Source organism: Adlercreutzia sp. ZJ242, assembly GCF_011038995.1.
Lineage (GTDB): Bacteria > Actinomycetota > Coriobacteriia > Coriobacteriales > Eggerthellaceae > CAAEEV01.
The window spans coordinates 17,640-42,368 of record NZ_JAAKEE010000021.1; the positions used below are offsets into that span (position 1 = coordinate 17,640).

Annotated in this window: 18 protein-coding genes and 1 rRNA gene; 17 read left to right on the plus strand and 2 right to left on the minus strand. The window is 68.3% G+C overall.

The annotated features are described in order from the left end of the window. The first annotated feature begins 9 nt into the window (after nt 1-9). The 6 genes from G7Y49_RS06705 (at nt 10) to G7Y49_RS06730 (ending at nt 6,458) form a co-directional block, all read left to right on the plus strand. On the plus strand, nt 10-879 hold the full coding sequence (locus G7Y49_RS06705; RefSeq protein ID WP_165172280.1) for a hypothetical protein: 870 nt from the start codon (nt 10-12) through the stop codon (nt 877-879). 300 nt (nt 880-1,179) lie between these two features. Next, nucleotides 1,180-2,376: a glutamine amidotransferase family protein gene (locus tag G7Y49_RS06710; protein ID WP_165172282.1), complete on the plus strand. Its 1,197-nt coding sequence runs from the start codon at nt 1,180-1,182 to the stop codon at nt 2,374-2,376. 4 nt (nt 2,377-2,380) lie between these two features. Beyond that, nucleotides 2,381-3,886, plus strand: coding sequence for a glutamate synthase-related protein (locus G7Y49_RS06715; protein ID WP_165172284.1), 1,506 nt, complete (start codon nt 2,381-2,383; stop codon nt 3,884-3,886). A gap of 4 nt (nt 3,887-3,890) precedes the next feature. Next, nucleotides 3,891-4,355: a 4Fe-4S dicluster domain-containing protein gene (locus G7Y49_RS06720; protein WP_165172286.1), complete on the plus strand. Its 465-nt coding sequence runs from the start codon at nt 3,891-3,893 to the stop codon at nt 4,353-4,355. Nucleotide 4,356: 1 nt separating this feature from the next. After that, nucleotides 4,357-5,715 (plus strand): NAD(P)/FAD-dependent oxidoreductase, encoded by a 1,359-nt coding sequence (locus G7Y49_RS06725; protein ID WP_165172288.1) that lies wholly within the window; start codon nt 4,357-4,359, stop codon nt 5,713-5,715. Between the two features lie 2 nt (nt 5,716-5,717). Next, nucleotides 5,718-6,458, plus strand: coding sequence for a glutamate synthase (locus G7Y49_RS06730; RefSeq protein WP_165172290.1), 741 nt, complete (start codon nt 5,718-5,720; stop codon nt 6,456-6,458). Nucleotides 6,459-6,626: 168 nt separating this feature from the next. Here G7Y49_RS06730 and G7Y49_RS06735 read toward each other — a convergent pair whose 3' ends face one another. Together G7Y49_RS06735 and G7Y49_RS06740 are read right to left on the minus strand one after the other, a co-directional pair. Next, complete coding sequence (locus tag G7Y49_RS06735) at nt 6,627-7,052, minus strand: peptidylprolyl isomerase (RefSeq protein ID WP_165172292.1); 426 nt, start codon at nt 7,050-7,052, stop codon at nt 6,627-6,629. Nucleotides 7,053-7,126: 74 nt separating this feature from the next. Continuing rightward, nucleotides 7,127-8,398 carry a glutamate-cysteine ligase family protein gene (locus tag G7Y49_RS06740; protein ID WP_165172294.1) on the minus strand — a complete coding sequence of 424 codons (1,272 nt, stop codon included), beginning with the start codon at nt 8,396-8,398 and terminating at the stop codon, nt 7,127-7,129. A 366-nt stretch (nt 8,399-8,764) separates the two neighbouring features. Between G7Y49_RS06740 and argC the strand changes: the two genes are divergently transcribed. From argC to G7Y49_RS06795, 11 genes are all read left to right on the plus strand, one after another. After that, a complete protein-coding gene (gene argC / locus G7Y49_RS06745) occupies nt 8,765-9,835 on the plus strand; it encodes an N-acetyl-gamma-glutamyl-phosphate reductase (protein WP_165172296.1) in 1,071 nt (356 codons plus the stop codon). An 11-nt stretch (nt 9,836-9,846) separates the two neighbouring features. Next, nucleotides 9,847-11,139 (plus strand): bifunctional glutamate N-acetyltransferase/amino-acid acetyltransferase ArgJ, encoded by a 1,293-nt coding sequence (gene argJ, locus G7Y49_RS06750; protein ID WP_165172298.1) that lies wholly within the window; start codon nt 9,847-9,849, stop codon nt 11,137-11,139. Next, complete coding sequence (argB, locus tag G7Y49_RS06755; RefSeq protein ID WP_165172300.1) at nt 11,136-12,089, plus strand: acetylglutamate kinase; 954 nt, start codon at nt 11,136-11,138, stop codon at nt 12,087-12,089. Before argJ ends, argB begins: the two co-directional genes overlap by 4 nt. A 213-nt stretch (nt 12,090-12,302) precedes the next feature. Continuing rightward, a complete protein-coding gene (locus G7Y49_RS06760) occupies nt 12,303-13,538 on the plus strand; it encodes an aspartate aminotransferase family protein (RefSeq protein WP_165172302.1) in 1,236 nt (411 codons plus the stop codon). A 682-nt stretch (nt 13,539-14,220) separates the two neighbouring features. Continuing rightward, complete coding sequence (locus G7Y49_RS06765) at nt 14,221-15,573, plus strand: argininosuccinate synthase (protein WP_165172304.1); 1,353 nt, start codon at nt 14,221-14,223, stop codon at nt 15,571-15,573. A 120-nt stretch (nt 15,574-15,693) separates the two neighbouring features. Then, nucleotides 15,694-17,091, plus strand: a complete 1,398-nt coding sequence (argH, locus tag G7Y49_RS06770) for an argininosuccinate lyase (protein WP_165172306.1) — start codon at nt 15,694-15,696, stop codon at nt 17,089-17,091. A 296-nt stretch (nt 17,092-17,387) separates the two neighbouring features. Then, nucleotides 17,388-19,607, plus strand: a complete 2,220-nt coding sequence (locus G7Y49_RS06775) for a transglycosylase domain-containing protein (RefSeq protein WP_165172308.1) — start codon at nt 17,388-17,390, stop codon at nt 19,605-19,607. 41 nt (nt 19,608-19,648) lie between these two features. Continuing rightward, nucleotides 19,649-20,149 (plus strand): hypothetical protein, encoded by a 501-nt coding sequence (locus G7Y49_RS06780; RefSeq protein WP_165172310.1) that lies wholly within the window; start codon nt 19,649-19,651, stop codon nt 20,147-20,149. Next, nucleotides 20,150-22,657: a DUF3656 domain-containing protein gene (locus G7Y49_RS06785; RefSeq protein ID WP_165172312.1), complete on the plus strand. Its 2,508-nt coding sequence runs from the start codon at nt 20,150-20,152 to the stop codon at nt 22,655-22,657. Between the two features lie 57 nt (nt 22,658-22,714). Next, the gene (gene tyrS, locus G7Y49_RS06790; protein WP_165172314.1) at nt 22,715-23,926 is read left to right on the plus strand and encodes a tyrosine--tRNA ligase; all 1,212 of its coding nucleotides are present in this window, start codon (nt 22,715-22,717) and stop codon (nt 23,924-23,926) included. Nucleotides 23,927-24,388: 462 nt separating this feature from the next. Then, nucleotides 24,389-24,729, plus strand: a 16S ribosomal RNA gene (locus tag G7Y49_RS06795); the annotation flags it as partial.

The window sequence follows — 24,729 nt, forward strand, 5'->3', positions numbered from 1 at the left end:
GTGATCCGCATGTCAGTGCAGTCAGGTGGCAACGGTCGGCAGTTCTGCTTCGGAGAGCTCGAGGTCAGCGCAGATGACGTCATCACAGTGAGGGAGGCGCTGGCGTCATGCGGCGCGCGCGACCTCCTCGAGGCCGTCCTCGGCGCCGAGGCGGGGTGGCGCGTCTCGGTTGACGCGCTTGACGGGGCCTGCGCGGAGGCGCTCGCCCGAAAGATCGAGGCGTCGCTGCGCTGCATGCTCAGCGTGCCGCCGTGCGCGGACGCGCATCCGGAGAGCCTCGTCGTCCCCTGGGAGCGGCTCGAGGTGATCGACGCGCAGGGCACGCTGCGGCGGCGCGTGGGGGCAGCCGTCCTCGACAGCGGCAACGTGCCTGAGATGGCCGCGCTGCTCGACGGGGGAGCGGCGCGCGTGGCGGGGCTCGCGGCGCTGCGAGACGCGGAAGGCAGCGCCGAGCGCGCGTGCGCCGGCAGGCCGTGGGCGTGGGGGCGCCTTGCGCGCTCAGTTCTCCCGCTCGCCTTCGAGCCGTGGTCCGAGACGCTCGGCCGGCGCATGTGGGTTCCGCGGTCGCTGTGCGAAAAGGAGCGCTGCCTCGCGGTGGGAAGCGTCTTCTGGGCCATGACGTACTTCGGCTTCGGCGCGACGCGGGCGCGCCGTCCTCCCTGCGGGGCGGCCTGGCGCAAGGAGCGCTTCCTGCGCGAAGAGGACGGCCTTTCGTGGGGAGGCATGTTCGCGCCGGAGGTGCCCGAGGGGCGTCTGCCTCCCCTTGACGAGGACTACGCGCGCCGGCTTGCGAGAATCGCCGAGCTCTTCAACTACAACAGCTGGATAGACCTGCTCCAGGCGCTGGTTGAGCTCGATGCCCTGAAGACGGCGGCCTGAGCCTCCCGAACGCGTGCGGCCTCGCGCGGTCTGCGCGGGGCCGCACGCGAAACAGGATGGAAACGAGGAGCATACGCATCTGAAACAATAGCCGCCTATGCTGGGGTGACCACAGGATGCAGGCGCCCTGCGCCCCCGCCAACCGCTAAGCTACGTTGGCGCTTCCGGCGTGCGAGGCGGTCGCAGCTCCAAGTTCGGGCGTGACCTCGGACCTCGCGCTCGGCCGTGGGGTTTGCGGCGGCGGGGGCGCAGGGCGCCTGCATGGCTGGGGCGTTTGCCTATGAGACGAGGAGCACATCCATGCAGAACAGGGAAAGCCTCAGGGAGGGACGCGTCAGGATACCCTCGGGCTGCGCCATCGCGGGCATCATGGACCGCAGCGGCAGTCGGCATGACGGGAGCGACATCTTGAAGTCAATTGCCCTCATGCACGACCGCGGCAACGGCCTCGGCGGCGGGTTCGCGGCGTACGGAATCTACCCTGAGTACAAGGACCTCTACGCATTCCACATCATGTACGAGAGCCGTGACGCGCGCACGGAGACGGAAGCCTACCTCGACAAGCACTTCATGAGCGAGAAGCAGGAGCGCATCCCCACGGAGAGCGTCGGCTCCATCAAGAACCCGCCCGATATCTGGCGCTACTTCGTGGCGCCGCACCCCATGCGCCTCAACATGAGCGGCCTGGACGAGTTCGAGTACACCATGCAGCACGTGTTCCACGTCAACGGCCAGATCGACGGCGCCTTCGTGGCCTCGTCGGGCAAGAACATGGGCGCCTTCAAGGGCGTCGGCTACCCGGAGGACATCGGCGAGTTCTACCGCATCCAGGACTACCGGGCGTGGGCGTGGACGGCGCACGGGCGCTTTCCCACCAACACGCCAGGCTGGTGGGGCGGCGCGCACCCCTTCACGCTGCTCAACTGGTCGGTGGTGCACAACGGCGAGATCTCCAGCTACGACACCAACCGCCGCTACGTCGAGCAGTTCGGCTACGACTGCGAGCTCCAGACGGACACCGAGGTCATCACGTACCTGTTCGACCTGCTGGCCCGCCGCCACGGGTTCTCGCAGGAGATGGCGGCGCACATCATGACGGCCAGCTCGTGGGATGACATCGACCGCATGGACCCCGAGCGCGCCGCCTTCGAGACGGCGCTGCGCACCACCTACTCGAGCGCCCTCGTGAACGGGCCGTTCTCGGTGATCCTCGGCTCCGACGAGGGGCTGCTCGCCCTCAACGACCGCCTCAAGCTGCGCGCGCTCATGGCAGCCGAGAAGGGCCCCATGGTGTATCTGGCCAGCGAGCAGGCGGCCATCGAGGTCGTGTGCCCCGACGCTGAGAACGTGCGCTCCATCGAGGGCGGCGTGCCGTTCGTGGTCCAGCTCGACGAGGTGGCTCGCCGCAAGCGCGGCGAGTCGGCGGAGAACACGCCGTCGGCCAAGCCGTTCAAGCACGAGGTGGGCGTTCTGCCGCGGAGAAGGAAGGAGGCGTAGGGGCATGCTCGACTACCTGCTTCCTCGCTACAAGGTGGAGCGCGACCGCGACCTGTGCGTCCAATGCGGCGTGTGCGAGCGCTCATGCGCGAACGAGGTCCACCGCGTCGACCCTGACCTCGGCCGCGTGGTGGCCGACCACGCGGCGTGCGTGAACTGCCAGCGCTGCGTGGTCATGTGCCCCACGAAGGCCATCGCCATCACCAGATGGCCCCAGGTCGACAGCGGGTCGGCGAACTGGACGCTCGGCTACATGCAGGACATCGCCAAGCAGGCGCAGACCGGCGCGGTGCTCCTGTCCTCGATGGGCAACCCCGAGCCGTACCCCATCTACTGGGACCACCTGCTCCTGAACGCGAGCCAGGTCACGAACCCCTCCATCGACCCTCTGCGCGAGCCCATGGAGACGCGCGTGCTCTTGGGCGGCCGCCCCGGCATGCTCAAGGTCAACGAGCGCGAGCACAAGCTCGTCTCGCCGATGCCGCCGCAGATCAAGCTCGACGTCCCCCTCATGTTCTCGGCCATGAGCTTCGGCTCCATCTCGCTCAACGCGCAGATGTCGCTCGCCATGGCGGCGCGCGAGCTGGGCACGTACTTCAACACGGGCGAGGGCGGCTTGCACCGTGACCTCGAGCCCTACGCGGCGAACGCCATCGTGCAGGTGGCCTCGGGCCGCTTCGGCGTCGACCCCCACTACCTCGCGGCGGGCGCCGCCATCGAGATCAAGATCGGCCAGGGCGCCAAGCCCGGCATCGGCGGGCATCTGCCTGGCGAGAAGATCAACGCCGAGGTGTCGCGCACGCGCATGATCCCCCAGGGCACCGACGCCATCTCGCCGGCGCCCCACCACGACATCTACTCGATCGAGGATTTGCGCCAGCTCATCTTCTCGCTGAAGGAGGCCACGCGCTACGCCAAGCCCATTGCGGTGAAGATCGCCGCCGTGCACAACGCGGCCGCCATCGCGTCGGGCATGGCGCGCGCAGGAGCCGACATCATCGTGGTCGACGGCTTCCGCGGCGGCACCGGCGCCGCGCCCAAGCGCATCCGCGACAACGTGGGCATCCCCATCGAGCTCGCGCTGGCCGCCGTCGACCAGCGCTTGCGCGACGAGGGCATCCGCTCCACGGTGAGCCTGGTGGCGGCGGGCTCCATGCGCAGCTCGGCCGATGTGGTGCGCGCCATCGCGCTCGGCGCCGACGCGGTCTACTGCGCCTCGGCGGCGCTCATCGCGCTGGGGTGCCACCAGTGCGGCGACTGCTCGAGCGGCAAGTGCAACTGGGGCATCGCAACGCAGCGCCCCGAGCTCACCCGCCGCCTCAACCCCGAGATCGCGGCCGAGCGCGTGGTCAACCTGATCCGGGCCTGGAACCACGAGATCCAGGAGATGATGGGCGGCATGGGAATCAACGCCATCGACAGCCTGCGCGGCAACCGCCTCATGCTGCGCGGCGTGGGGCTCAACGAGAAGGAGCTCGAGATCCTCGGCGTGAAGTACGCGGGAGAGTGATGATATGAAGAGAATCTACGCCATCGAGTCCTGGTGCATCGACTGCAGGCGCTGCGAGGTGGCCTGCAAGACGTTCCACTCGAAGAGCAAGAACACGGTGAAGGCGTTCACGCTGGAGTTCCCCGCCCCGCGAAACCGCGTGCGCGTGGAGGGCGGCAAGACGCTCTCCCTCGCCGTGAACTGCCGCCACTGCGCCCACCCCAAGTGCGTCGAGGGATGCATCTCGGGCGCCATGACGAAGAACCCGAAGACGGGCGTGGTCACGTCTGACCTCGAGAAGTGCGTGGGCTGCCGCACGTGCGTGTCGATGTGCCCCTTCGGCGCCGTGCGCGTCGAGGACGTGGTCGATAAGGGCGTCGCGTACAAGTGCGACCTGTGCGGCGAGGTGCTCGGCGAGCCAGGCGAGCCCAGCTGCGTGGCGGCGTGCCCCAACCGCGCGCTCATCTACGTGGAAAGCGAGGAGTGCTAGCATGGCGAACCTCAAGACTGACTACCTCATCATCGGCAACTCCGCCGCCGGCGTGACGGCGGCGGAGCAGATACGCGCGCATGACGAAGGCGCCTCCATCACCGTCGTCAGCCGCGAGCCCTATCCCGCATACGGACGCCCCCTCATCTCGTATCTGATCGAAGGCAAGACCGCCGAGGAGAAGATCTGGCTCAAGCCGGCGGGCTTCTACGAGGACCAGCGGATAGAGGCGCTGCTCGGGCCCGAGTTCGAGGTCGTGGAGCTTGATCCCGAGCCTCATGAGGCGCGCCTGGCCAACGGCCAGCGCGTGGCGTACGGCAAGTGCCTGCTCGCCACGGGGTCGGTTCCCTTCACGCCGCCCATCAAGGGGCTTGCCGGGAAGGGCAACGTCTGCACGTTCATCACGCTCGATGACGCGAAGGCCGTCTGGGACATGGCCGAGCAGGTCACGAAGGCGGCGCACGCCCAGGGGCGCGAGAGTCGCATCATGGTCATCGGCGCGGGCCTGATCGGCCTCAAGGCCGCCGAGGCGCTGTCGTACCACGCCGACGAGATCCTCGTGCTCGAGCTGGCGCCGCGCATTCTGCCCGCGGTGCTCGACGCCGAGGGCGCCGCCGTCCTGCAGGGGCTCATCGGCGAGCACAGCATCACGTGCTCGCCGGGCGTCTCCGCAAGCGAGCTCCTCGGCGAGGGGGAGCGCGTTACGGGCGCAGTCCTCACCAACGGCGAGGAGGTCTCCTGCGACATGGTGGTGGCCGCGGTGGGCGTGCGCCCGAACTCCGCTCTGGCGGTGAGCGCCGGCGCCGCGCAGGGACGCGGCCTCATCTGTGACGAGACGCTGCGGACGAGCCTGCCCGACGTGTACGCCGCCGGCGACGTCGTCCAGGTGACCGACGTGCTCGACGGCGCCGAGCGCCCCCTGGCCCTGTGGCCCAACGCCATGCGCCAGGGCAGGCTCGCGGGCCTGCACATGGCGGGCGCCGCCGAGGCCGAGCCCTACCGGGGGAGCTTCGCCGTCAACGCAGTCGACTTCTTCGAGGCGTCGCTGCTCACGGCGGGCGTCATCAACCCCGCGGCGGACGCGGGCTGCGAGGCGCGCGTCATCGCCGAGGGGGCGCGCTACGCGAAGTTCGTCACGCGCGCCGGGCGCCTGGTGGGCTACATCCTGCTCAACCGGCCCGAGAACGCAGGCATCTACACGTGGCTCATCGAGCACGAGGTCCCGCTCGACGAGCTCGACGAGCGCATCTTCGAGGAGGTCCCGGCAAACCTCGACTTCTCGCAGAAGACGCGCTGGGAGCGCCTGCACAAGTGCTACCCCGCAGATCGTGACGAGCGCGGCTGGAAGGAGCGTGCGTAGCCATGGCCCAGGAACTGGCGGCACGGGCATCGGTCGAGCTGGGGACAGCTCACTTCAAGGAGGCCAACGAGCAGGTGCGCGCGGCGCTCGAGCGCGCCGACGTGGTCGAGCTGCACCGCGTGTACGCGCAGCGCTACCTCGGCTGCGCCATGCCCGCGGGCAAGCGCCTCGAGATACACGGAACGCCCGGCAACGACATGGCCTGCTATATGGACGGCGGCGCCATCGAGGTGTTCGGCAACGCCCAAGATCAGATCGGCAACACCATGAACGCAGGCAGCATCGTCATCCACGGGCGCTGCGGCGATGCGGCGGGCTACGCCATGCGCGGCGGCGAGATCTTCGTGCGCGACGGGTGCGGCTGGCGCGTGGGCATCCACATGAAGCAGTACGAGCAGAAGCGCCCCACCATCGTGATCGGCGGCGACGCGGGGAGCTTCCTCGGCGAGTACATGGCGGGCGGCGTCATCGTGCTTCTGGGCAGGCCGGGCGAGTACCTGGCCACGGGCATGCACGGCGGCGTGATCTACCTGCGCAGCAAGCTGGACGCGCGGGACGTGCCGCAGGGGCTGGTGCTTGAGGCGGTGGACGAGGCGGACAAGGAGCTTTTGCGCGATCTGCTCGGGCGCTACAACGATGCGTTCGCCGACGAGCTCGGCGCGCCCCTCGCGGATGACGGCGAGGGCTTCTGGCGGCTGCGCCCCGCCTCGTCGCGCCCCTACGCCAGCATGTACGCGAACTAGCTGCGAGCGCACGGAGGCCCCGCATGCTCAAGCATGCGGGGCCTCCTCGAACCGCTCAAGCGCGCGTCCCTTCCACATGCGGGCGCGCCGTGCCGTGCGACGTCGTGCCGTGCGGCGTCGTGCCTTGTGCGGAGCGCCTCCTCGCGCGCCCCTGCGCGCAGGGGCGCGCTACTTGACCTCGACCAGCTCGATCTCGAAGTTGAGGGCCTTGCCGGCCATCGGGTGGTTCATGTCGAACGTCACCATGCCGTCCTCGATCTTCACCACCTTGACCGGCATGGGCTGGCCGTTCGGCCCGTGCATGTACACGGTCTGGCCCACGGGCAGCTCGGCGGCGTTGGACACGTTCTCCATGGGCACCTCCTGGATGAGCTCCGCGCGGACCTCGCCGTAGGCGTCCTCGGGCTCGATGCGCACGGTCTTCTTCTCGCCCACCTGCATGTCGACTACGGCCTGGTCGAAGCCGGGGATCATCTGGCCCGCCATGCAGGTGAACTCGATGGGCTCGCCGCGGTCGTAGGACGAGTCGAACTGCTCGCCGTCGTCAAGCGTGCCCCGGTAATGCGCCTTGACGGTCTTTCCCTCGTTGCTCATGAAGCGTTCCTTTCGCTTGTCTCCCATGATGCGAGAACTATACCATGCCCGCGGGCCCCGCCTGCTCGCCCCGCCTACGCGCGCACATCTTCCCGACAGGCGAGGCGTGCGAGCGTCGTGCGCTCGCGGGCCAGCTTCGCCAGCGGCTCCAGGTGCGCGCGGTCCTTCTCGGCCAGCCCCGCCTGCGCGATGCGCATCACGTCGTCGACCACATCGCCCGCGGCGCGCCCGTAGACCACGCCCTCGTAGCCCGCCTCCATCAGCGACTCCTTCGCACATGCGATGTCATCGGCGCTCACCTGCGCGAACAGCTCGTCAAGCGCGTCGAGGCCGCGCGCGGAGTAGAACAGCCCCTTGATGAGCGCCGCGTAGGCGACCACGTAGGGGACGGGCATGGCGTCGGCCGGCCTGATCTCGATGTAGGTCTTGAGGCGCACGTCGGTGAAGAACATGGACAGCGCGTGCTCGACGTCGGCCTGCTGCATGGGGACCTCGGCGTAGATCTCCCCGAACGTGCGCTCGTCGAAGCGCCACTGCCCGTCGGCGCCGGCGTCAGGGGAGAGGATGGCGGGCGCGTCGAGGATGTAGGCCGCGTAGTCCTCGAGCGTGAAGCCGGCCTCCATCACGTGCGGCACCACGCCGCAGCGGTCGGGGTCGCAGAACTTCCAGATCTCGGTGCGCATCAGCTCGTGGGGGCGCGGCGCGCCCTCGAACACGGGCGCGTTGTCGCACAGAAGCGACAGCACGGGCGTGAGCGCGAAGGCCAGGCGCAGCTTGCGCAGGCAGTCCTCTGCGGAGGTGTAGTCGAGGGACACCTGCGTCGAGGCGCTGCCGCGCATCATGCGCACGCCGAACGGAGAGATGGCGCCCAGGTAGCGGTTCATGAGCTCGTAGCGGCGCTTCGGGATGAGCTCGAGCGAGGCGGCGCGGGCGGTGGGGTGGTAGCCGAGCGTGAGCACGCGCACGTCGGTCGGCTCGAGCGCGCGCGCCATGCGCTCCTCGAACTCCTCGAAGCACGCGCGGGCGTCGTCGAGGTCAGCGAAGGGGCCGGCGGAGAGCTCGACCTGCGCCGCCGGCTCGATGGTCACGGCCTGCGGCCCCCGCGCCACGCCCAAAAGGTCGCCCTCGGCGTCGCGCGTCTCGACGGTGTAGTGCGCGCTCAGCTGCTCGAGCAGCCATTCGGTGCCGTGCTCCTCGCTGTAGGACACGGCGCGCCCGTCGCGGTGCAGCAGCGTGTGCTCGAGCTCGATGCCGAGCCTCTCGGCGCGGTCCTTGACGCCGCTTTCAAAGAACGAGACGATGGCTTCTATGTTGTCTTTGCGCGCTGGCTGGTCGATCTCGGTCATTATTCGACTCCTGAACTTAAATTTAAGCGCCATGTAACAGAACTTGTGTAAAATACCCTCAAGTTAAGCGCTCATATTAGCACGGTCAGCGGTCATGGGCGCAGAGGGCATCGAAAACGAGGACAGATCGTGGAATTGGACGACAAAACCCAGATCTTCGCCGGCGCAGGCGCGCTGGCTCCTCGACGACGTCTGTGGCGCAGCAGCCGCACCTGACCCTGTCATCGAACGGGGCTCTCAAGCGATGCCTTGCGAAAGCGGGCGCTCCCATCTGGCTGACTGCGCGCCTCCATCACGTATCTTCGCGACTTCCCGCCGCCTCGGCGCGGGGGTCGCTCTGCTTCCATCTGAATCGAGGACTCACTTATGACCTATAAAGCAGGAATCGTCGGCGCGGCGGGCTTCGCGGGCATCGAGCTCGCGCGCCTCGTGCTCGCCCACCCCTCCTTCGAGCTGGTGGCCGCCACGTCCGACGCGCTGGCGGGCACCCCGCTCGCGAAGGCGTACCCCGCCTTCGCAGGCGTCACCGACCTGGCCTTCTCCACGCATGCGGAGGCGAACCTCAGCGCGTGCGACGTCGTCTTCCTCGCCGTGCCCCACACGGCGGCGCTCGGCATGGCGCCCGCGCTCATCGCGCAGGGCGTGACGGTCGTCGACCTCTCGGCCGACTTCCGCCTGAAGGACCCGCAGACCTACGAGCGCTGGTACAAGACCCCGCACACGGCCGCGGACCTCTTGCGGAAGGCCGCCTTCGGCCTGCCCGAGCTCACCGGCGACGAGCTGGCGCGCGCGTCGGCCGAGCGCGCGCGCGGCGGCGCGGCGCTCGTGGGGTGCGCGGGCTGCTATCCCACGGCCACCTCGCTCGCGGCGGCGCCCGCCATCCGCGCGGGGCTCGTCGACGCGCAGGGCGTGGTCGTGGTCGACGCGGTGTCGGGCGTGACCGGCGCGGGCAAGAAGGCCACCGAGCGCACGCACTTCTGCTTCGCCAACGAGAACCTCGAGGCGTACGGCGTGGCGACGCACCGCCACACGCCCGAGATCGAGCAGATCCTCGGGCTGCGCGCAGGCGGGCTGGTGTTCACGCCGCACCTCGCGCCGCTCAACCGCGGGCTGCTCTCCACGGTGACCATGCCGCTTTCGCCGGACGCCCCTCTGCCGAGCACGTCCGAGCTCGTGCAGCTCTACCGGGACTTCTACGCGTCGTCCCCGCTCGTCACGGTGATGCCGGAGGGGCAGCTGCCCAAGACGGCTTCGGTGGCGGGGACCAACCGCGCGCACGTGGGCGTGGTCGTGCACGAGGCGGCGCGCATGATCGTGGGCATCGGCGCCATCGACAACATCGGCAAGGGCGCGGCGGGCCAGGCGCTGCAGTGCGCGAACATCGTCTTCGGCTTGCCCGAGACGACGGGCCTCGACTACGTCTCCGTCCCCGTTTAGGAGGCCAGCAGATGAGCATCACCAACGACGACTACGCGCAGCGGTTCGGCTGCGCCTACGTTGAGGACGGCGGCGTCGCCACGGCGCAGGGGTTCGCGGCCGCGGGCGTCCACGCGGGGTTCCGCGCCGACCCTGACCGGCTCGACCTCGCGCTCGTGGTAGCCGACGAGCCGAGCGCCGCGGCGGGCGTGTTCACCACCAACGTGTTCTGCGCCGCGCCCGTGCAGGTGTGCCGGGAGCGCCTGTCCGAGGGCGGCGCGGGCGCGGGCGCCTACGGCACCGCGCGTGCCGTGGTCATCAACTCCGGCTGCGCGAACGCCGCGACGGGCGAGATCGGGCGCGAGGCCGCGCGCGAGACGGCGCGCATCACGGCCGACGCCGTGGGCTGCACCTCCGACGAGGTGCTCGTGGCCTCCACGGGCGTCATCGGCGTGCACCTGCCGCTCGAGCCGTTCGCCTCGGGCGTGCCGGCGGCCTTCGCAAGGGCCTCGCGCGCGGGCGGCGCCAGCGCGGCGCGGGCCATCATGACCACCGACACGCACCCAAAGGAGTGCGCCGTCACCTTCTCGGGCGAGGGCGTCGGCTACGAGGGTGCCACGTTCACGGTGGGCGGCATGGCGAAGGGCTCGGGCATGATCATGCCGAACATGGCCACCATGATCGCCGTCATCACCACCGACGCGCCCGTCGCGGCGCCCGACCTGCACGCGGCGCTGAGCCGCGCGGTGAACGCGAGCTTCAACAAGATCACGGTGGACTCCGACACGTCCACCAACGACTCGTGCTTCATCCTGTCGAGCGGCGCGGCCGCTCCCGCCGCCCCGCCGCTCGAGCCGGGCAGCGCCGCCTTCGCGCGCTTCGAGGAGGCGCTCGCGCAGGTGTGCGTCACGCTCGCCCGCGCCATGGCGACCGACGGCGAGGGCGCGACGCGCCTGGTCACGGTGAACGTGCGCGGCGCGGCGAGCGAGGACGACGCCGACGCGGCGGCGCGCACGGTGGCGAACTCGCCGCTCACCAAGACGGCCATCTACGGGCGCGACGCCAACTGGGGCCGCATCGCCGCCGCGCTCGGACGCAGCGGCGCGCGCTTTGCGCAGGAGAACGTCGACATCGACATCATGGGCATGCCGGTGTGCCGCGGCGGGCTCACCGTCGAGTTCGACGAGGACGAGGCGCTCGCGCGCTTCGAGGCCCCCGAGATCGTCATCGACGCCGACCTGGGGGAGGGCGCCTGCGCGACCACGGTGTGGACCTGCGACTTCAGCCACGAATACGTTTCGATCAATGGAGATTACCGCTCATGAACTACGACTCTCAGACGCGCCCCCACGGCGTTTCCAGCATAACCGGCGAGGTCCTCACCGAGGCCATGCCTTGGATCAAGAACGTCACGGGCAAGACCGTGGTCATCAAGTACGGCGGGTCGGCCATGGAGAACGAGGAGCTGCGCGCCGAGGTCATGGCCGACATCGTGCTTCTGAAGATCATCGGCGTGAACCCCGTGATCGTGCACGGCGGCGGCAAGGCCATCACGCGCGCCATGGAGCGCTTCAACCTGCCCGTGGAGTTCGTCGACGGGCAGCGCGTGACGACCGATGAGGCCATGGGCCTCGTGCGCATGGTGCTCACCGGCGAGGTGAACCAGGAGCTCGTGGAGGCCATGAACCAGCACGGCAACATGGCCGTGGGCATCAGCGGCGCCGACGCGGGCATCATCGTGGCCGAGCAGGCTGACGCGCGCCTCGGCCGCGTGGGCCGCATCACGCGCATCAACAGCGCGCTCATCGAGGATTTGGTGGCCGCCGACTACATCCCGGTGATCGCGTCGGTCGCCATCGGGGAGGACTCGGGCTGCTACAACGTCAACGCCGACGTGGCCGCCGGGCACATCGCCGCCGCCATCGGCGCGCACAAGGTGGTGTTCCTCACCGACGTGGACGGCCTGTACGAGGACTACCCCCGTCGCGAGACGCTCATCTCGAACATGAAGCTCGACGAGGCGCGCAGCATGATCGCCTCGGGCACGCTGTCCACGGGCATGATCCCCAAGCTGCGCTCCTGCGTGACGGCGCTCGCGGCGGGCGTCATGCGCGCGCACATCATCAACGGCATCACGCCGCACGCGCTTCTGCTCGAGCTGCTCACCGACAAGGGCATCGGCACCATGATCGCGCGCCCCGGCGCGCCCGACACGTCGGTCGTGTCGCCCGTGGGCAACTTCGCCGCGAAGCTGATCGAGAACAGGAACTTATGAGATTCCGCCCGTCCTGACGGAACGGGCGGAATGCTCGACGCTGCGGCCTTCTGATGCATTCCACCTAGCCCCTTGTGCGCTTTCCTTCGCGTACCGAAGTACGCTCAGCCGCGCGGCGGAGCTATCTGGAACGCCTCAGAAGCCCTCGCTGACTTTGACAGACCATGCGATTTATACTTGTTTCTACATGTCTTATTTTCGAAGGGAAGAGAAATGACCTACCAGCAAGAAGCCGAGCTTGAGAGCCGCTACGTGATGCCCACGTTCGGCCGCAAGCCGGTCGAGTTCGTGGAGGGCTCGGGCATGACGCTCGTGGACAGCGAGGGCAGGGAGTACCTCGACTTTTTGTCCGGCATCGGCGTGGTGAGCCTGGGGCACTGCCACCCCGCGCTCGTCGCCGCCGTGAGCGAGCAGGCGGCCAAGCTCATGCACGTGAGCAACTACTACTACATCGAGAAGCGCGGCGAGGTGGCGCGCATACTCTCCGACCTGCTGAACGCCGAGGTCGAGCCCACCGAGCGCAGCGCGTGGAAGACGTTCTTCGCGAACTCGGGCGCCGAGGCCAACGAGTGCGCCATCAAGCTCGCGCGCCTCTACGCGCGCAAGCAGGCCGTCGCGGCGGGCAAGCAGGCTGAGGCGGCGCCCCGCCTCATCGTGACCATCGAGCGGAGCTTCCACGGCCGCACGCTCGCCACGCTCGCCGCCACGGCGCAGCCCGCCAAGCAGGAGGCGTTCCAGCCGTTGCCGCAGGGGTTCGTCGCCACGCCCTTCAACGACGTGGCGGCGCTCGAGCAGCTGTTCGCCGAGCGCGGGGACGAGATCTGCGCCGTCATGCTCGAGTGCATCCAGGGCGAGTCGGGCGTGCACCCGTGCACCGCTGACTTCATGGCCGCCGCCCGCCGCCTGACCGCCGAGCGCGGCGCGCTGCTCATCTGCGACGAGGTGCAGTGCGGCATCTTCCGCGTCGGCAAGCCCTACGGGTTCCAGGCCCTCGGCGTCACGCCCGACGTGGTCACCATGGCCAAGGGCATCGCCTCGGGCATCCCCATGGGCGCGTGCGCGGCGCGCGGCGACGCGGCTGACACGTTCGGCCCGGGCGACCACGGCTCCACCTTCGGCGGCAGCAACATCGCCATCGCGGCAGCCCACGCCACGCTCACCGAGCTCTCCCGCGAGGGCTTCGGCGCGCACGTGGCCGAGGTGGGCGCCTACCTGCGCGAGCGCCTTTCCGCGCTGCCGCAGGTGGTGGAGGTACGCGGGGACGGCCTCATGGTGGGCGCCGACCTGGCAGAGGACGGTCCCTCCGCAGGTGACGTGGTGCTCGCCGGCCTTGAGGCGGGCCTCGTGCTGAACGCCCCCGGCCCGCGCACCCTTCGCTTCCTGCCGCCGCTCATCTGCGAGAAGGCCCACGTCGACGCGCTCGTCGAGCGCCTGGGGAAGCTGCTGTAACGCCAGCTCCGGCGCGCAGCGCACGCTGCGCGCCGACCCTTCGCTCCCCGCCGTCCCCGCACCCGCCGCACGCCGCGCCGCCCTCGCGCGGCCGCGCCATCTGCCCGCCGCGCCGCCCTCCCGCCTCCGTGTCCGCCGCGCGTCGTGCGCCTTCCCCTCGTCTGAGCCTTCGCCCGCTTTCGGGAAATTTCGCAAAATAATCCTTGCATTCCGCTGCTCTTACGCTACTATATCGAACGATCAATTTTGCTGATCGCGGGTACTCAACCCCGCGGGTTGTACGAGAGGGATTGCCTTACATGCATCAGAGCGTCACGCATATCGCCCACGCGTCCGGCTTCTCCGGCGCCATGGCTGACGCTGCCTTCCTCGTGCGACGTACCACGGCCGACGTTCGCGTCGTCAGCCGTCTGCGACGACGTTAAACGAACGTCCATCTGAGAGGGTGCTTTTCCCCTCGTCTCGTCTCGCCCCGAGCAGACAGGCCGCTGGCGCATGCCCTGCGCCCGCATCTCAGGAAAAGCCGTGGTGCACAGCAGCTCACTTCGCACGTCGTTGCTCCCCAGACCCGCAAACTCGGCCGCGCCCAGTCGCGGGGGTTTGGCGGCAGCGAATCGAAAACAACCTGATGTTCGCCGCGAAAGGGCAGCAAACCGTTCGCATAGCAAGAAAGGCGCACATCATGACGACAACCACCGCAACCTCCACCTCTGCTCCGAAGGACAAGGTCATCCTCGCGTACTCAGGCGGCCTCGACACGTCGGTCTGCATCAAGTGGCTGCAGGAGAAGTACAACCTCGACGTGATCGCCCTCGTGGGCGACTTGGGCCAGGAGCACGACGGCCTCGAGAAGGTCAAGGCCAAGGCGCTCAAGACCGGCGCCCTCGACTGCCTCGTGGTCGACATGCGCGAGTCGTTCGCCAACGAGTACCTGAACGTGGCCATGGCCGCCAACGCCCTGTACGAGAACAAGTACCCCCTGGTGAGCGCCCTCTCGCGGCCGCTCATCGCCAAACACTTGGTTGACGCGGCCCACATGTTCGGCGCGAAGTACATCGCGCACGGCTGCACGGGCAAGGGCAACGACCAGGTGCGCTTCGAGGCGTCCATCCTGATGCTCGACCCCGAGCTCGAGATCATCGCACCGGTGCGCGAATGGGATCTGGGCAGCCGCCCCGAGGAGATGGCCTGGGCCGCCGCGCACGGCATCGACGTCCCCACCACCACGGCCTCGCCGTACTCCATCGACGACAACCTCTGGGGCCGCGCCATCGAGTGCGGCGTGCTCGAGGACCCGTGGTGCGAGCCCCCGGCCGACATCTACACCATGACGACCGACCCCGCCTGCGCCCCCGACGTCCCCGCCTACGTCGACGTCACCTTCGAGGGCGGCCTGCCCGTGGCGCTTGACGGGAAGAAGATGAGCTACCTCGAGATCATCTACGCCATGAACAAGGTCGCCGGCGAGAACGGCTTCGGCCGCCTCGACATGATCGAGAACCGGCTCGTGGGCGTGAAGAGCCGCGAGTGCTACGAGGTGCCGGGCGCGCTGGCGCTCATCGAGGCGCACAAGGCGCTCGAGGACCTCGTGCTCGAGCGCAGCGTGCTGCACTACAAGCTCGGCATCGAGCAGTCGTGGGCCGAGTGCGTGTACAACGGCCTGTGGTTCTCGCCCCTCAAGGAGGCCCTCGACGCGTTCCTCGCCACCACCCAGCAGTGCGTCACCGGCACCGTCAAGCTGAAGCTCTTCAAGGGCAGCTGCACGGTGGTCGGGCGCAAGAGCGACTACTCGCTCTACGCCTACGAGCTGGCCACCTACGACGCCGGCGATGAGTTCGACCACGCCGCGGCCAAGGGCTTCATCGACCTGCACGCGCTCACCTGCAAGGTGTGGGCGAAGAACCGCCACGCCATGGGCGCGTCCCTCAAGCAGTTCACGCCGGTGGCCTCCACGGCTGACGAGTTCGCCGCCGCGGACTCCCAGATGGTGGAGCAGGCCGAGGCGTACATGAAGGAGGCGCGCGTCACGGCGTAAGCCGCGCGCCGCGCGACACGCCGTCGCGCATCGCCGAGCGCGCGGTGCCGCATCGCCGGCATCGTGCGCTCGGGCATCATATATATAAGCAGGCAAGAGGAGGGGGAAGAGACACGCATCATGGCACTGTGGTCAGGACGGTTTGAGGAAGGCGTGAGCGAGTTCACGCAGCGCTTCGGGGCGTCGCTCCCGGTTGACAGGCAGCTCTACGCGCAGGACATCGCGGGCTCGAAGGCGCATGCCGCCATGCTGGCCCGCCAGGGCGTCATCAGCCACGAGGACGCCCTGGACATCGAGGCGGGTCTCGCCGAGATCGAGCGGTCCATCGAGGAGGGCGAGTTCACCTTCGACGTGAACGACGAGGACATCCACATGGCCATCGAGGGCGTGCTCACCGCCAACATCGGCGATGCGGGCGCGCGCCTGCACACGGGGCGCAGCCGCAACGACCAGGTGGCCACGGACACGCGCCTGTTCGCGAAGAAGCGCTGCCGCGACCTCATGCGGGCCAACACCACGCTGCGCCATGCGCTCATCAAGCAGGCCCAGGAGCACTTCGACGTGATCCTGCCCGGCTACACGCACATGCAGCACGCCCAGCCGGTGCTCTTCTCCCACCACCTGCTCGCGTACACGTGGATGCTCGCGCGCGACTTCGAGCGCCTGCAGGCGGCGTACGCGGCAGCCGACGCCAACCCGCTCGGCTCGGCGGCGCTCGCGGGCACCACCTACCCGCTCGACCGCTTCCAGACCACGCGCGCGCTCGGGTTCGACCACCCCATCCCCAACTCGCTCGACGCCGTGTCCGACCGCGACTTCCTGCTCGACCTCATCTACGCCTGCAGCGTGTCGTCGATGCACCTGTCGCGCCTGTGCGAGGAGATCATCCTGTGGTCCACCTCCGAGTTCGGCTTCGTCACGCTGTCGGACGCCTACTCCACGGGCTCCTCGATCATGCCGCAGAAGAAGAACCCCGACTTCGCCGAGCTCATCCGCGGCAAGTCGGGCCGCGTCATCGGGGATCTGGTGGCGCTGCTCGTCACGTGCAAGTCGCTTCCGCTGGCCTACAACAAGGACTTGCAGGAGGACAAGGAGGGCGCCATCGACGCAGCCCAGACGCTCGAGGACTGCTACGTGTGCGCGGCCGGCATGATCTCGACCATGACGGTCCACCCCGACGCCATGATGGCGCAGGCGCGCCGCGGCTACCTCGCGGCGACGGACGTGGCCGACTACCTCGCCAAGCGCGGCATGCCGTTCCGCCAGGCGCACGAGGTGGTGGGGCATCTGGTGCTTCTGTGCGAGAAGCGCGGGTGCGACCTGGAGGACCTCACGCTCGACGACTTCAAGGCGGAGAGCGACCTGTTCGAGGCCGACATAACGAGCGCCCTCAACCTCGAGGCCATCGTGGCGGCGCGGACCACCTACGGCGGCACCGGGCATGCGGCCGTGCGGCAGCAGATGCAGGAGGCCTCAGGCAGGCTCGACCAAGACGAGGGCCGCATCCCGCGGCTGTAGCGAAGGCGCGCGGCGGCAGGCCCGAAGGCGCGCGGCGGCCCCAAGATGCGCGCGGTGGCGTTCTCGAAATGCGCGCGGCGACAGGCCAGAAGGAGCGCGACGCCAGGCCCGAGGGCAGGCGTCGACGTTCCCGAAACGCGCGCGGCTGCGTCCCCGAGGCGCGCGGATCGTCGCCCGTCGCCGCACTTCGTGTAGAATTCCGCCTTTTGATGTGACCTTTTGTTTTCGAAGTTGACTCTTGGGCGCGGCATATGCGCTCGATGATACAATGAGGCGAGTTTTGAACGGAGGTTACAGTGGGCTCACGCGCGATCAAACGCCGCCATGGCGTCAAGAAGAGAAACGGGAAGACCATCCTGCTCGCCGCCGTGTCGGTGGTTGCCGCGGTCATCGTCGCGGGCGTCATCGGCGTCGCCGCGCTGTGCCAGACGTGGCTGCAGGACCTCCCCGACTACACCAACGTCGAAGCCCTCAACACCGCCCAGCCCTCGCTCGTCTACGCGACGAACTCCGAGACGGGCGAGCAGGTCCTGCTCGCCGAGTTCCAAGCGGTGAACCGCGAGCCGGTCGAGCTTGACCAGATCAGCGAGCTCGTGACCAAGGGCACGATCGCCACCGAGGACGAGCGCTTCTACGCGCACAACGGCGTGGACATCGTCGGCGTCGGCCGCGCGCTGCTGAACAACTTCATGGGCGGCGAGCTCGAGGGCGCGTCCACCATCACGCAGCAGTTCGTGCGCAACACCATCCTCTCCGACGAGATGACCGACATCTCGTTCAAGCGCAAGATCCGCGAGATGTACCTCGCCTACAAGCTCGAGCAGATCTACACCAAAGACGAGATCCTGCTCATGTACTTGAACACCATCAACTACGGCGCCGGCGCCTACGGCATCGAGGCGGCGTCCGAGCGCTACTTCTCCAAACACGCCACCGACCTCACGCTCAACGAGGCCGCCACGCTCATCGGCATCCCGCAGTCGCCCACCTACAACGACCCGCGCCTCAACGAGGACCAGAGCACGAAGCGCCGCAACGTGGTGCTCGACCGCATGGTGTCGAACGGCGTGGTCACCCAGGAGGAGGCTGACGCGGCCAAGGCCGAGCCGATCACGCTCAACGAGAAGGAGCCCTCCGAGACGGGCATCTACGAGCAGCCGTACTTCACGTCCTACGTGCGCGAGCAGCTGCTCGACCCTGACGGGCGCTACAAGTTCTCGGTCGACGAGGTGTTCAAGGGCGGGCTCACCGTCTACACCACGCTCGACCTCCATGCGCAGGAGGCGGCTGAGGCTGCCGCGGAGCGCAAGCTCGACGCCGTAGGGCAAAAGTACGAGGTGTCGCTCGTGGCCCTCGACCCCGACAACGGGCACATCAAGGCCATGATCGGCGGCAAGGACTACGATGCGACGCAGGTGAACATGGCGACGGGCGACGGCACCAACGGGCGCCAATGCGGCTCGTCGTTCAAGTTCTTCACGCTTCTCGCCGCCCTCGAGGCGGGCATCGACCCGAAGACCATGATCGACGCGAGCGCATGGGTTGACGTGCCAGGAGCTGAGCGCGTGCACAACCACGGCTTTGCGGACTACGGGACCATCTCCATCGCCGAGGCGTTTGCCCGGTCTTCGAACACCGCGTTCATCCGCCTCATCATGTCGGTGGGCGTTGACGAGGTGATCGACATGGCGGAGAAGCTCGGCATGACCGCCGACCTCCCCGAGGTGGCGGGCCTGACGCTCGGCATCGCGTCGGTGACGCCGCTCGAGATGGCGCAGGCGTACGCGGTGGTCGCCAACGGCGGCACGCTCTACAAGGCCGAGTGCATCGAGCGCATCGAAGATGCGAGCGGCAACGTGATCGTCGACAACTCCAACCCTGATGGAGAGCGCGTCCTCTCGCCCGAGGTCTCTCATGCGGCCGTCGAGGTGATGAAGGGCGTCATCACGGGACGCGGCGCCACGGGCACGGCTGCGCGCCTGTCGAACGGCCAGGAGGCTGGCGGCAAGACGGGCACCACTGACAAGGAGCAGGACAGCTACTTCTGCGGCATCACGCCCCAGTACGCGGTGGCCCTCTGGCTCGGCGAGCGCGCCGAGCGGTATGAGGACGCGAGCCCTGTCTACGCTACCGTCACCAGCGTGTTCTCGGACTTCTTGAACCAGATGCTGAAGGATGAGCCCCTCGAGAAGTTCCCCACGGCGGCTGACCCGGCTTACAAGAAGAACTTCGTTGACGAGAAGAACCACATCGGCGGTCGTTACTCGAGCAAGTCGGGGACGATCTCGAGCTCAAGCTCGAGCGCGTCAAGCTCCGCGAGCTCGAGCGCGTCAAGCTCCGCGAGCTCGTCGGCTCCTTCGACGCCTCCTCCTTCAGGCGGCGACGCCAGCGGTGGGGCCGAGGGCGGCGGCGCAGGCAGCGCAGGCGGCGCCGCGGGCGGTGGAGCCGAGGGCGGCGGCGTTCCTTCTCACGCCCCCACTCCTCCCGTTCCTAATCCGCGCAACGAGCAGCCATAGGCAACGCAGCCCGCATGTTGCGGCAAACCGATAGGAGAACCATGAAGCACAGCAAGATAGCGCGCCTTCTGGCGCTCGCCTGCGTCGGCATCCTCATGACGGCGGCGCTCGCCGGCTGCGCGCAGCAGAACAGCGCGGCAAACGAGCAGCAGGCGAAGAGCCGCCAGTACATGTCCTCGGTGAACCAGGCCATGGAGGACCTCTCGAGCCGGTTGGAGAGCTTCGAGGACGCCGTCTCGCGCGGTGACGCCGTCACCATGCGCACCCAGGCCGACAACGCCTTCAAGGCGCTCGACGCGCTGGCCGCCATCGAGGTCCCCGAGGGACTCGGTGACGTGCAGGCGGGCTACGTCGACGGAACCAACAAGCTCAAGGAGGCGCTCAACGCCTACATCGGGCTCTACACCGAGATCGACAGCGCAACCGAGGAGCACCCCTTCGACTACGCCACCTACGATGAGCGCATCAAGTCCATTCAGGAGCTCTATGACGAGGGCGTGTCCCTGCTTGAGGAAACCGACAAGAAGGCTACTGAGCTGTAAATGAACAACGTTGAGCTTTTGGCCCCCGCCGGCAACGTCGCCGCGCTCCACGCGGCGGTGAGCGCGGGGGCAGACGCCGTATACCTCGGCCTCGAGGCGTTCAACGCGCGCCGCGGGGCCGACAACTTCACCATCGAGACGCTCGAGCAGGCGTGCGCGTACGCGCATCTGCGGGGCGTCAGCGTGTACGTGACCATGAACACCGTGGTGCTCCCGCAGGAGATGCCCGAGGCTCTCGAATGCGCGCGCCAGGCGTACCGCGTCGGGGCCGACGCCTTCATCGTGCAGGACATCGGGCTGGCCGCCGAGCTCACGCGCACGCTGCCCGAGGCGCGCCTGCACGTGTCAACCCAGATGAACACGCACAGCGCCGCCGGCATCAGGGCTGCGGCGCGCTTGGGCGCCGCGCGCGTCACGCTGGCCCGCGAGCTCTCGCTCGGGGAGGTGGAGGAGCTCGCCGCCTGCGCCGCGGCCTACGACATGGAGGTCGAGACGTTCGCGCACGGCGCGCTGTGCGTGTGCTACTCGGGCCAGTGCTTCATGTCGTCCATGATCGGCGGGCGCTCCGCGAACCGCGGCATGTGCGCGCAGGCGTGCCGCCTGCCCTACGAGCTTAAGAACGCGGCGCTCCGCAAAGACCTCCCGTCGCCGGGCGAGCACCTGCTCTCGCCGCAAGACCTCTGCACCGTCGACCTTCTGCCCGACCTCGTGCGCGCAGGCGTGTCCTCGCTCAAGATCGAGGGGCGCATGAAGTCTCCCGAGTACGTGGCGTCCGTGACGGCGGTCTACCGCAGCGTGCTCGACCGCGTCCTCGCCGCCGAGGAGGAGGGCGCGTCGGCTCGCGTCGCTGCCACGAAAGGCGAGCATGACGAGCTCGCGGCCTCGTTCTCGCGTGGCTTCACGACGGCGTACCTCGAGGGCGAGCGCGGCAACGACATCATGAGCTACCAGCGCCCCAACAACCGCGGCCAGTTCGTCGGGCGCGTGAGCGCGGTGAGGGACGGGCACGCGCTCGTAGCCTCGAGCTGCCGGCTCGTCGCCGGCGACGTCGTCGAGTTCTGGACGAAGAAGGGCCACGTCGCGCTGACGCTCGCCGACACCCCGCCCGTCAAGGACGGCCTTGCGTCGCTTGCGCTTGACGGCAAGACGCGCTCGGTGCGCGCGAGCGACCGCGTGTTCCGCGTGCGCAGCGCCGAGGCGGCCTTCGCTGACGACGCGCTCGAGCCGCGCGTTCCCGTCAGCGGGCGCGTGACGCTGCGCCAGGGCGCGCCGCTTTCCATGGAGTTCACGCTCGCGCAGGGCGAAGGGGGGCTCGCGCGCACGGTGTCCGCCCGCCTCGGCGCGCGCTTCGCCTCGGCGCCTCCTTCCGGCTACGCCGAGGGACCCGTCGTGGAGGCCGCGCGCACCAAGGCCGTGACCGCCCAGGACGTGCGCGCGCACGTCGACCGCCTCGGGTCGACGCCCTTCGTGCTCGAGGACCTCTCCGTCGATCTCGACGAGGGGGTGGGCATCGGCTTCTCCGCCATCCACCACTGCCGCGCCGCCGCGCTCGAGAGCCTGCAGGACGCGCTGCTCGAGGGTCGGCGCCGCCGCAGCCTCCCGCGCGTGAAGGACCGCGACGTCGCGTGCGTCGACCCCGTCAAGGCGTGCCTTGTCGCGGCGTGGGCCACCAACCCGGTGTGCGCGCGAGCGGCGAAGCGCGCCGGCGCCGACGTCATCTACGTCCCGGCGCTCAACTACCGCCGCGGCGAGGCCGTCATAGCGGGCCAGCTCACGGGCACGGCCGAGCAGGCGGGGTATCCCAAGCAGTGCGTGATCGCCCTGCCCGTGATCGACCACGACCCGTGCGGCGACGCCCGCGAGGCGCAGGTCGACTTCGATCCCTGGCGCTACGTCAAGCCGGGCAAGCCGGCGCTCGTCGAGAGCCTCGGCGCCCTCCAGCGAGCTGACGAGATGGGGGTGCTCGCCGAGGTGGGCCCGCACCTCCCCGCCACGAACCAGCTGGCGCTTCACGTGCTGCACGACTTCGGCGCGCGCCGCGCGTGGCTGTCGCCCGAGCTCACGCTGCGCCAGATCGAGGACGTGGCGGCGGGTTCGCCCCTCGAGCTCGGCGTCACCGTGTCGGGCTCCCAGGAGCTCATGGTCACCGAGCACTGCCTGCTCATGAGCCAGGGCCCCTGCGACCAGCAGTGCGACGCCTGCCCGCGGCGCCGAAGCCCGCATTTCCTGAAGGACCGCAAGGGCTTCGAGTTTCCCGTGGTCACCGACGCCCTCGGGCGCAGCCACCTGTACAACAGCGTGGCGCTCGACGTGGTGCCCGCCATCCCCGACCTTCTGGCAGCCGGCATCTCGGCGTTCCTGGTTGACACCACGCTCATGAACGGAGAGCAGGCGGCCCAGGCGGTCGGCCGCGCGGTCCGCGCGCTCAAGGTGGCGCAGGCTGACGGCAACACCCTGGCCAAGCTTCCCGACACCACGAGCGGTCACTTGTACCGAGGGGTGAGCTAGCCTGCCGGCTTTTGCGGTATCATGTTTCCGCATCATCGCGAAGAAGGAAGAACAACCATGCTCTCACCAGAAGAACAACTTCACATCATAAAGTCGGGCGCGGCGCAGATCGTCCCCGAGGCGGCCCTGCTCGAGAAGCTCAAGCGCGGACGCCCGCTGAACATCAAGCTCGGCGTCGACCCCACCGCCCCTGACATCCACCTCGGACATGCGGTCCCGCTGCGCAAGCTGCGCCAGTTCCAGGACCTGGGGCATCACGTCACGCTCATCATCGGCGACGGCACGGCGCTCATCGGCGACCCTTCGGGCCGCAACTCGACGCGTCCCCAGCTCACGCGCGAGCAGATCAAGGCCAACGCGCAGACCTACGTCGACCAGGCGTTCAAGGTGCTCGACCCCGAGAAGACCACGCTGCGCTACAACTCCGAGTGGATCCTCTCGCTCGACATGGAGGGCCTGCTCAAGCTCACGGCGCACTTCACCGTGGCGCGCATCCTCGAGCGCGACGACTTCCACAACCGCTACACCTCGAGCCAGCCCATCAGCCTGCACGAGTTCCTCTACCCCGTGATGCAGGCGTACGACTCGGTGGTCATCAAGGCTGACGTCGAGCTCGGCGGCACCGACCAGCTGTTCAACCTGCTCGCCGGCCGCGAGCTCATGGAGAAGATGGGCCTCGAGCCGCAGGTGTGCCTGACGCTGCCCCTGCTCGAGGGCACTGACGGCGTGAAGAAGATGTCGAAGAGCTACGGCAACTACGTCGGGCTCACCGACGAGCCGTCTGACATGTTCGGCAAGATCATGTCCATCCCTGACGAGCTCATGGTGAAGTACTACCGCTTGGCATCGACCGCTCCCGTCGAGGAGATCGACGCCATCGAGGCGGGCCTTGCGGCCGACGAGCTGCATCCGAACAAGGTGAAGCGCGCGCTCGCGCGCAACATCGTGGCGGCCTACCACGACGAGGAAGCGGCTGTCGCAGCCGAGGAGCAGTTCGACCTGGTGTTCAAGAAGCACGACATCCCCGACGACATCCCCGAGTACGCAGCCGACCTCACGCCGAACGCCGAGGGGCTCGTGTACTTGGCCAAGCTTCTCAACGACGCCGGCCTCGCGCAGAGCACGGGCGAGGCGCGCCGCCTGATCGACGGCGGCGGCGTCAAGGTGAACGGGGAGGCGCTGGCGGCGAAGACGTACAACGTCGAGCCGTCGCTGCTCGCAGGCGCTGTCATCCAGGTGGGGAAGCGCAAGTTCGTCAAGCTGGTGTAAGGCCAGGCCCTTCGAGAGGCAACGCATGAGGCGACGGCGCCCCTCGGGGCGCCGTCGCTGTTTTGTGGAGGAAATCTGTATGAGGAACTTTACACTTGCGTTACCGTGTGTTGAGCGATACTATACAAAACCGCGCTTGAGGAGGGCGCGATTGTTTTCAGAGGGCACGAGACAGCTTCCTGAGATTGCGAAAAAGAAACTTTTCAAAATCGAAAAAAAGTTGTTGACAGCCTGAAGGAAGCAGAGTAAAGTATCTCCTTGCGCGTCTCGCGAGAGGCGCGGGCGGGGAGGCCGCGGGGCGGCCTGCCGCGGGACCTTGAGAACCGGATACTGAGGACATGGAACTCGAATTCAGAGTGTGATATGTCAGACGGACATTCTTTACCTCGTCAATCCACGTGATTGGCAAAAGAAAACAAAGCTTTAAGCGATCAAACGCGGGGCGCACGCGCGCCCCGCCTCCGAACGGAGAGTTTGATCCTGGCTCAGGATGAACGCTGGCGGCGTGCCTAACACATGCAAGTCGAACGGTTAAGACACCTTCGGGTGTGAATACAGTGGCGAACGGGTGAGTAACACGTGACCAACCTGCCCCCCGCGCCGGGACAACCGCCGGAAACGGCGGCTAATACCGGATGAAGCGGAGAGCCCGCATGGGCCCTCCGCCAAAGCTGTCGCGGCGGGGGATGGGGTCGCGGCCCATTAGGTAGACGGCGGGGTGACGGCCCACCGTGCCCGCGATGGGTAGCCGGCCTGAGAGGGCGATCGGCCACATTGGGACTGAGATACGGCCCAGACTCCTA

Coding starts and splice junctions, on each gene's coding strand:
- G7Y49_RS06705 (WP_165172280.1), top strand. CDS start 10: ATGTCAGTGCAGTCAGGTGGCAACGGTCGGCAGTTCTGCTTCGGAGAG.
- G7Y49_RS06710 (WP_165172282.1), top strand. CDS start 1,180: ATGCAGAACAGGGAAAGCCTCAGGGAGGGACGCGTCAGGATACCCTCG.
- G7Y49_RS06715 (WP_165172284.1), top strand. CDS start 2,381: ATGCTCGACTACCTGCTTCCTCGCTACAAGGTGGAGCGCGACCGCGAC.
- G7Y49_RS06720 (WP_165172286.1), top strand. CDS start 3,891: ATGAAGAGAATCTACGCCATCGAGTCCTGGTGCATCGACTGCAGGCGC.
- G7Y49_RS06725 (WP_165172288.1), top strand. CDS start 4,357: ATGGCGAACCTCAAGACTGACTACCTCATCATCGGCAACTCCGCCGCC.
- G7Y49_RS06730 (WP_165172290.1), top strand. CDS start 5,718: ATGGCCCAGGAACTGGCGGCACGGGCATCGGTCGAGCTGGGGACAGCT.
- G7Y49_RS06735 (WP_165172292.1), bottom strand. CDS start 7,052: ATGAGCAACGAGGGAAAGACCGTCAAGGCGCATTACCGGGGCACGCTT.
- G7Y49_RS06740 (WP_165172294.1), bottom strand. CDS start 8,398: ATGACCGAGATCGACCAGCCAGCGCGCAAAGACAACATAGAAGCCATC.
- argC (WP_165172296.1), top strand. CDS start 8,765: ATGACCTATAAAGCAGGAATCGTCGGCGCGGCGGGCTTCGCGGGCATC.
- argJ (WP_165172298.1), top strand. CDS start 9,847: ATGAGCATCACCAACGACGACTACGCGCAGCGGTTCGGCTGCGCCTAC.
- argB (WP_165172300.1), top strand. CDS start 11,136: ATGAACTACGACTCTCAGACGCGCCCCCACGGCGTTTCCAGCATAACC.
- G7Y49_RS06760 (WP_165172302.1), top strand. CDS start 12,303: ATGACCTACCAGCAAGAAGCCGAGCTTGAGAGCCGCTACGTGATGCCC.
- G7Y49_RS06765 (WP_165172304.1), top strand. CDS start 14,221: ATGACGACAACCACCGCAACCTCCACCTCTGCTCCGAAGGACAAGGTC.
- argH (WP_165172306.1), top strand. CDS start 15,694: ATGGCACTGTGGTCAGGACGGTTTGAGGAAGGCGTGAGCGAGTTCACG.
- G7Y49_RS06780 (WP_165172310.1), top strand. CDS start 19,649: ATGAAGCACAGCAAGATAGCGCGCCTTCTGGCGCTCGCCTGCGTCGGC.
- G7Y49_RS06785 (WP_165172312.1), top strand. CDS start 20,150: ATGAACAACGTTGAGCTTTTGGCCCCCGCCGGCAACGTCGCCGCGCTC.
- tyrS (WP_165172314.1), top strand. CDS start 22,715: ATGCTCTCACCAGAAGAACAACTTCACATCATAAAGTCGGGCGCGGCG.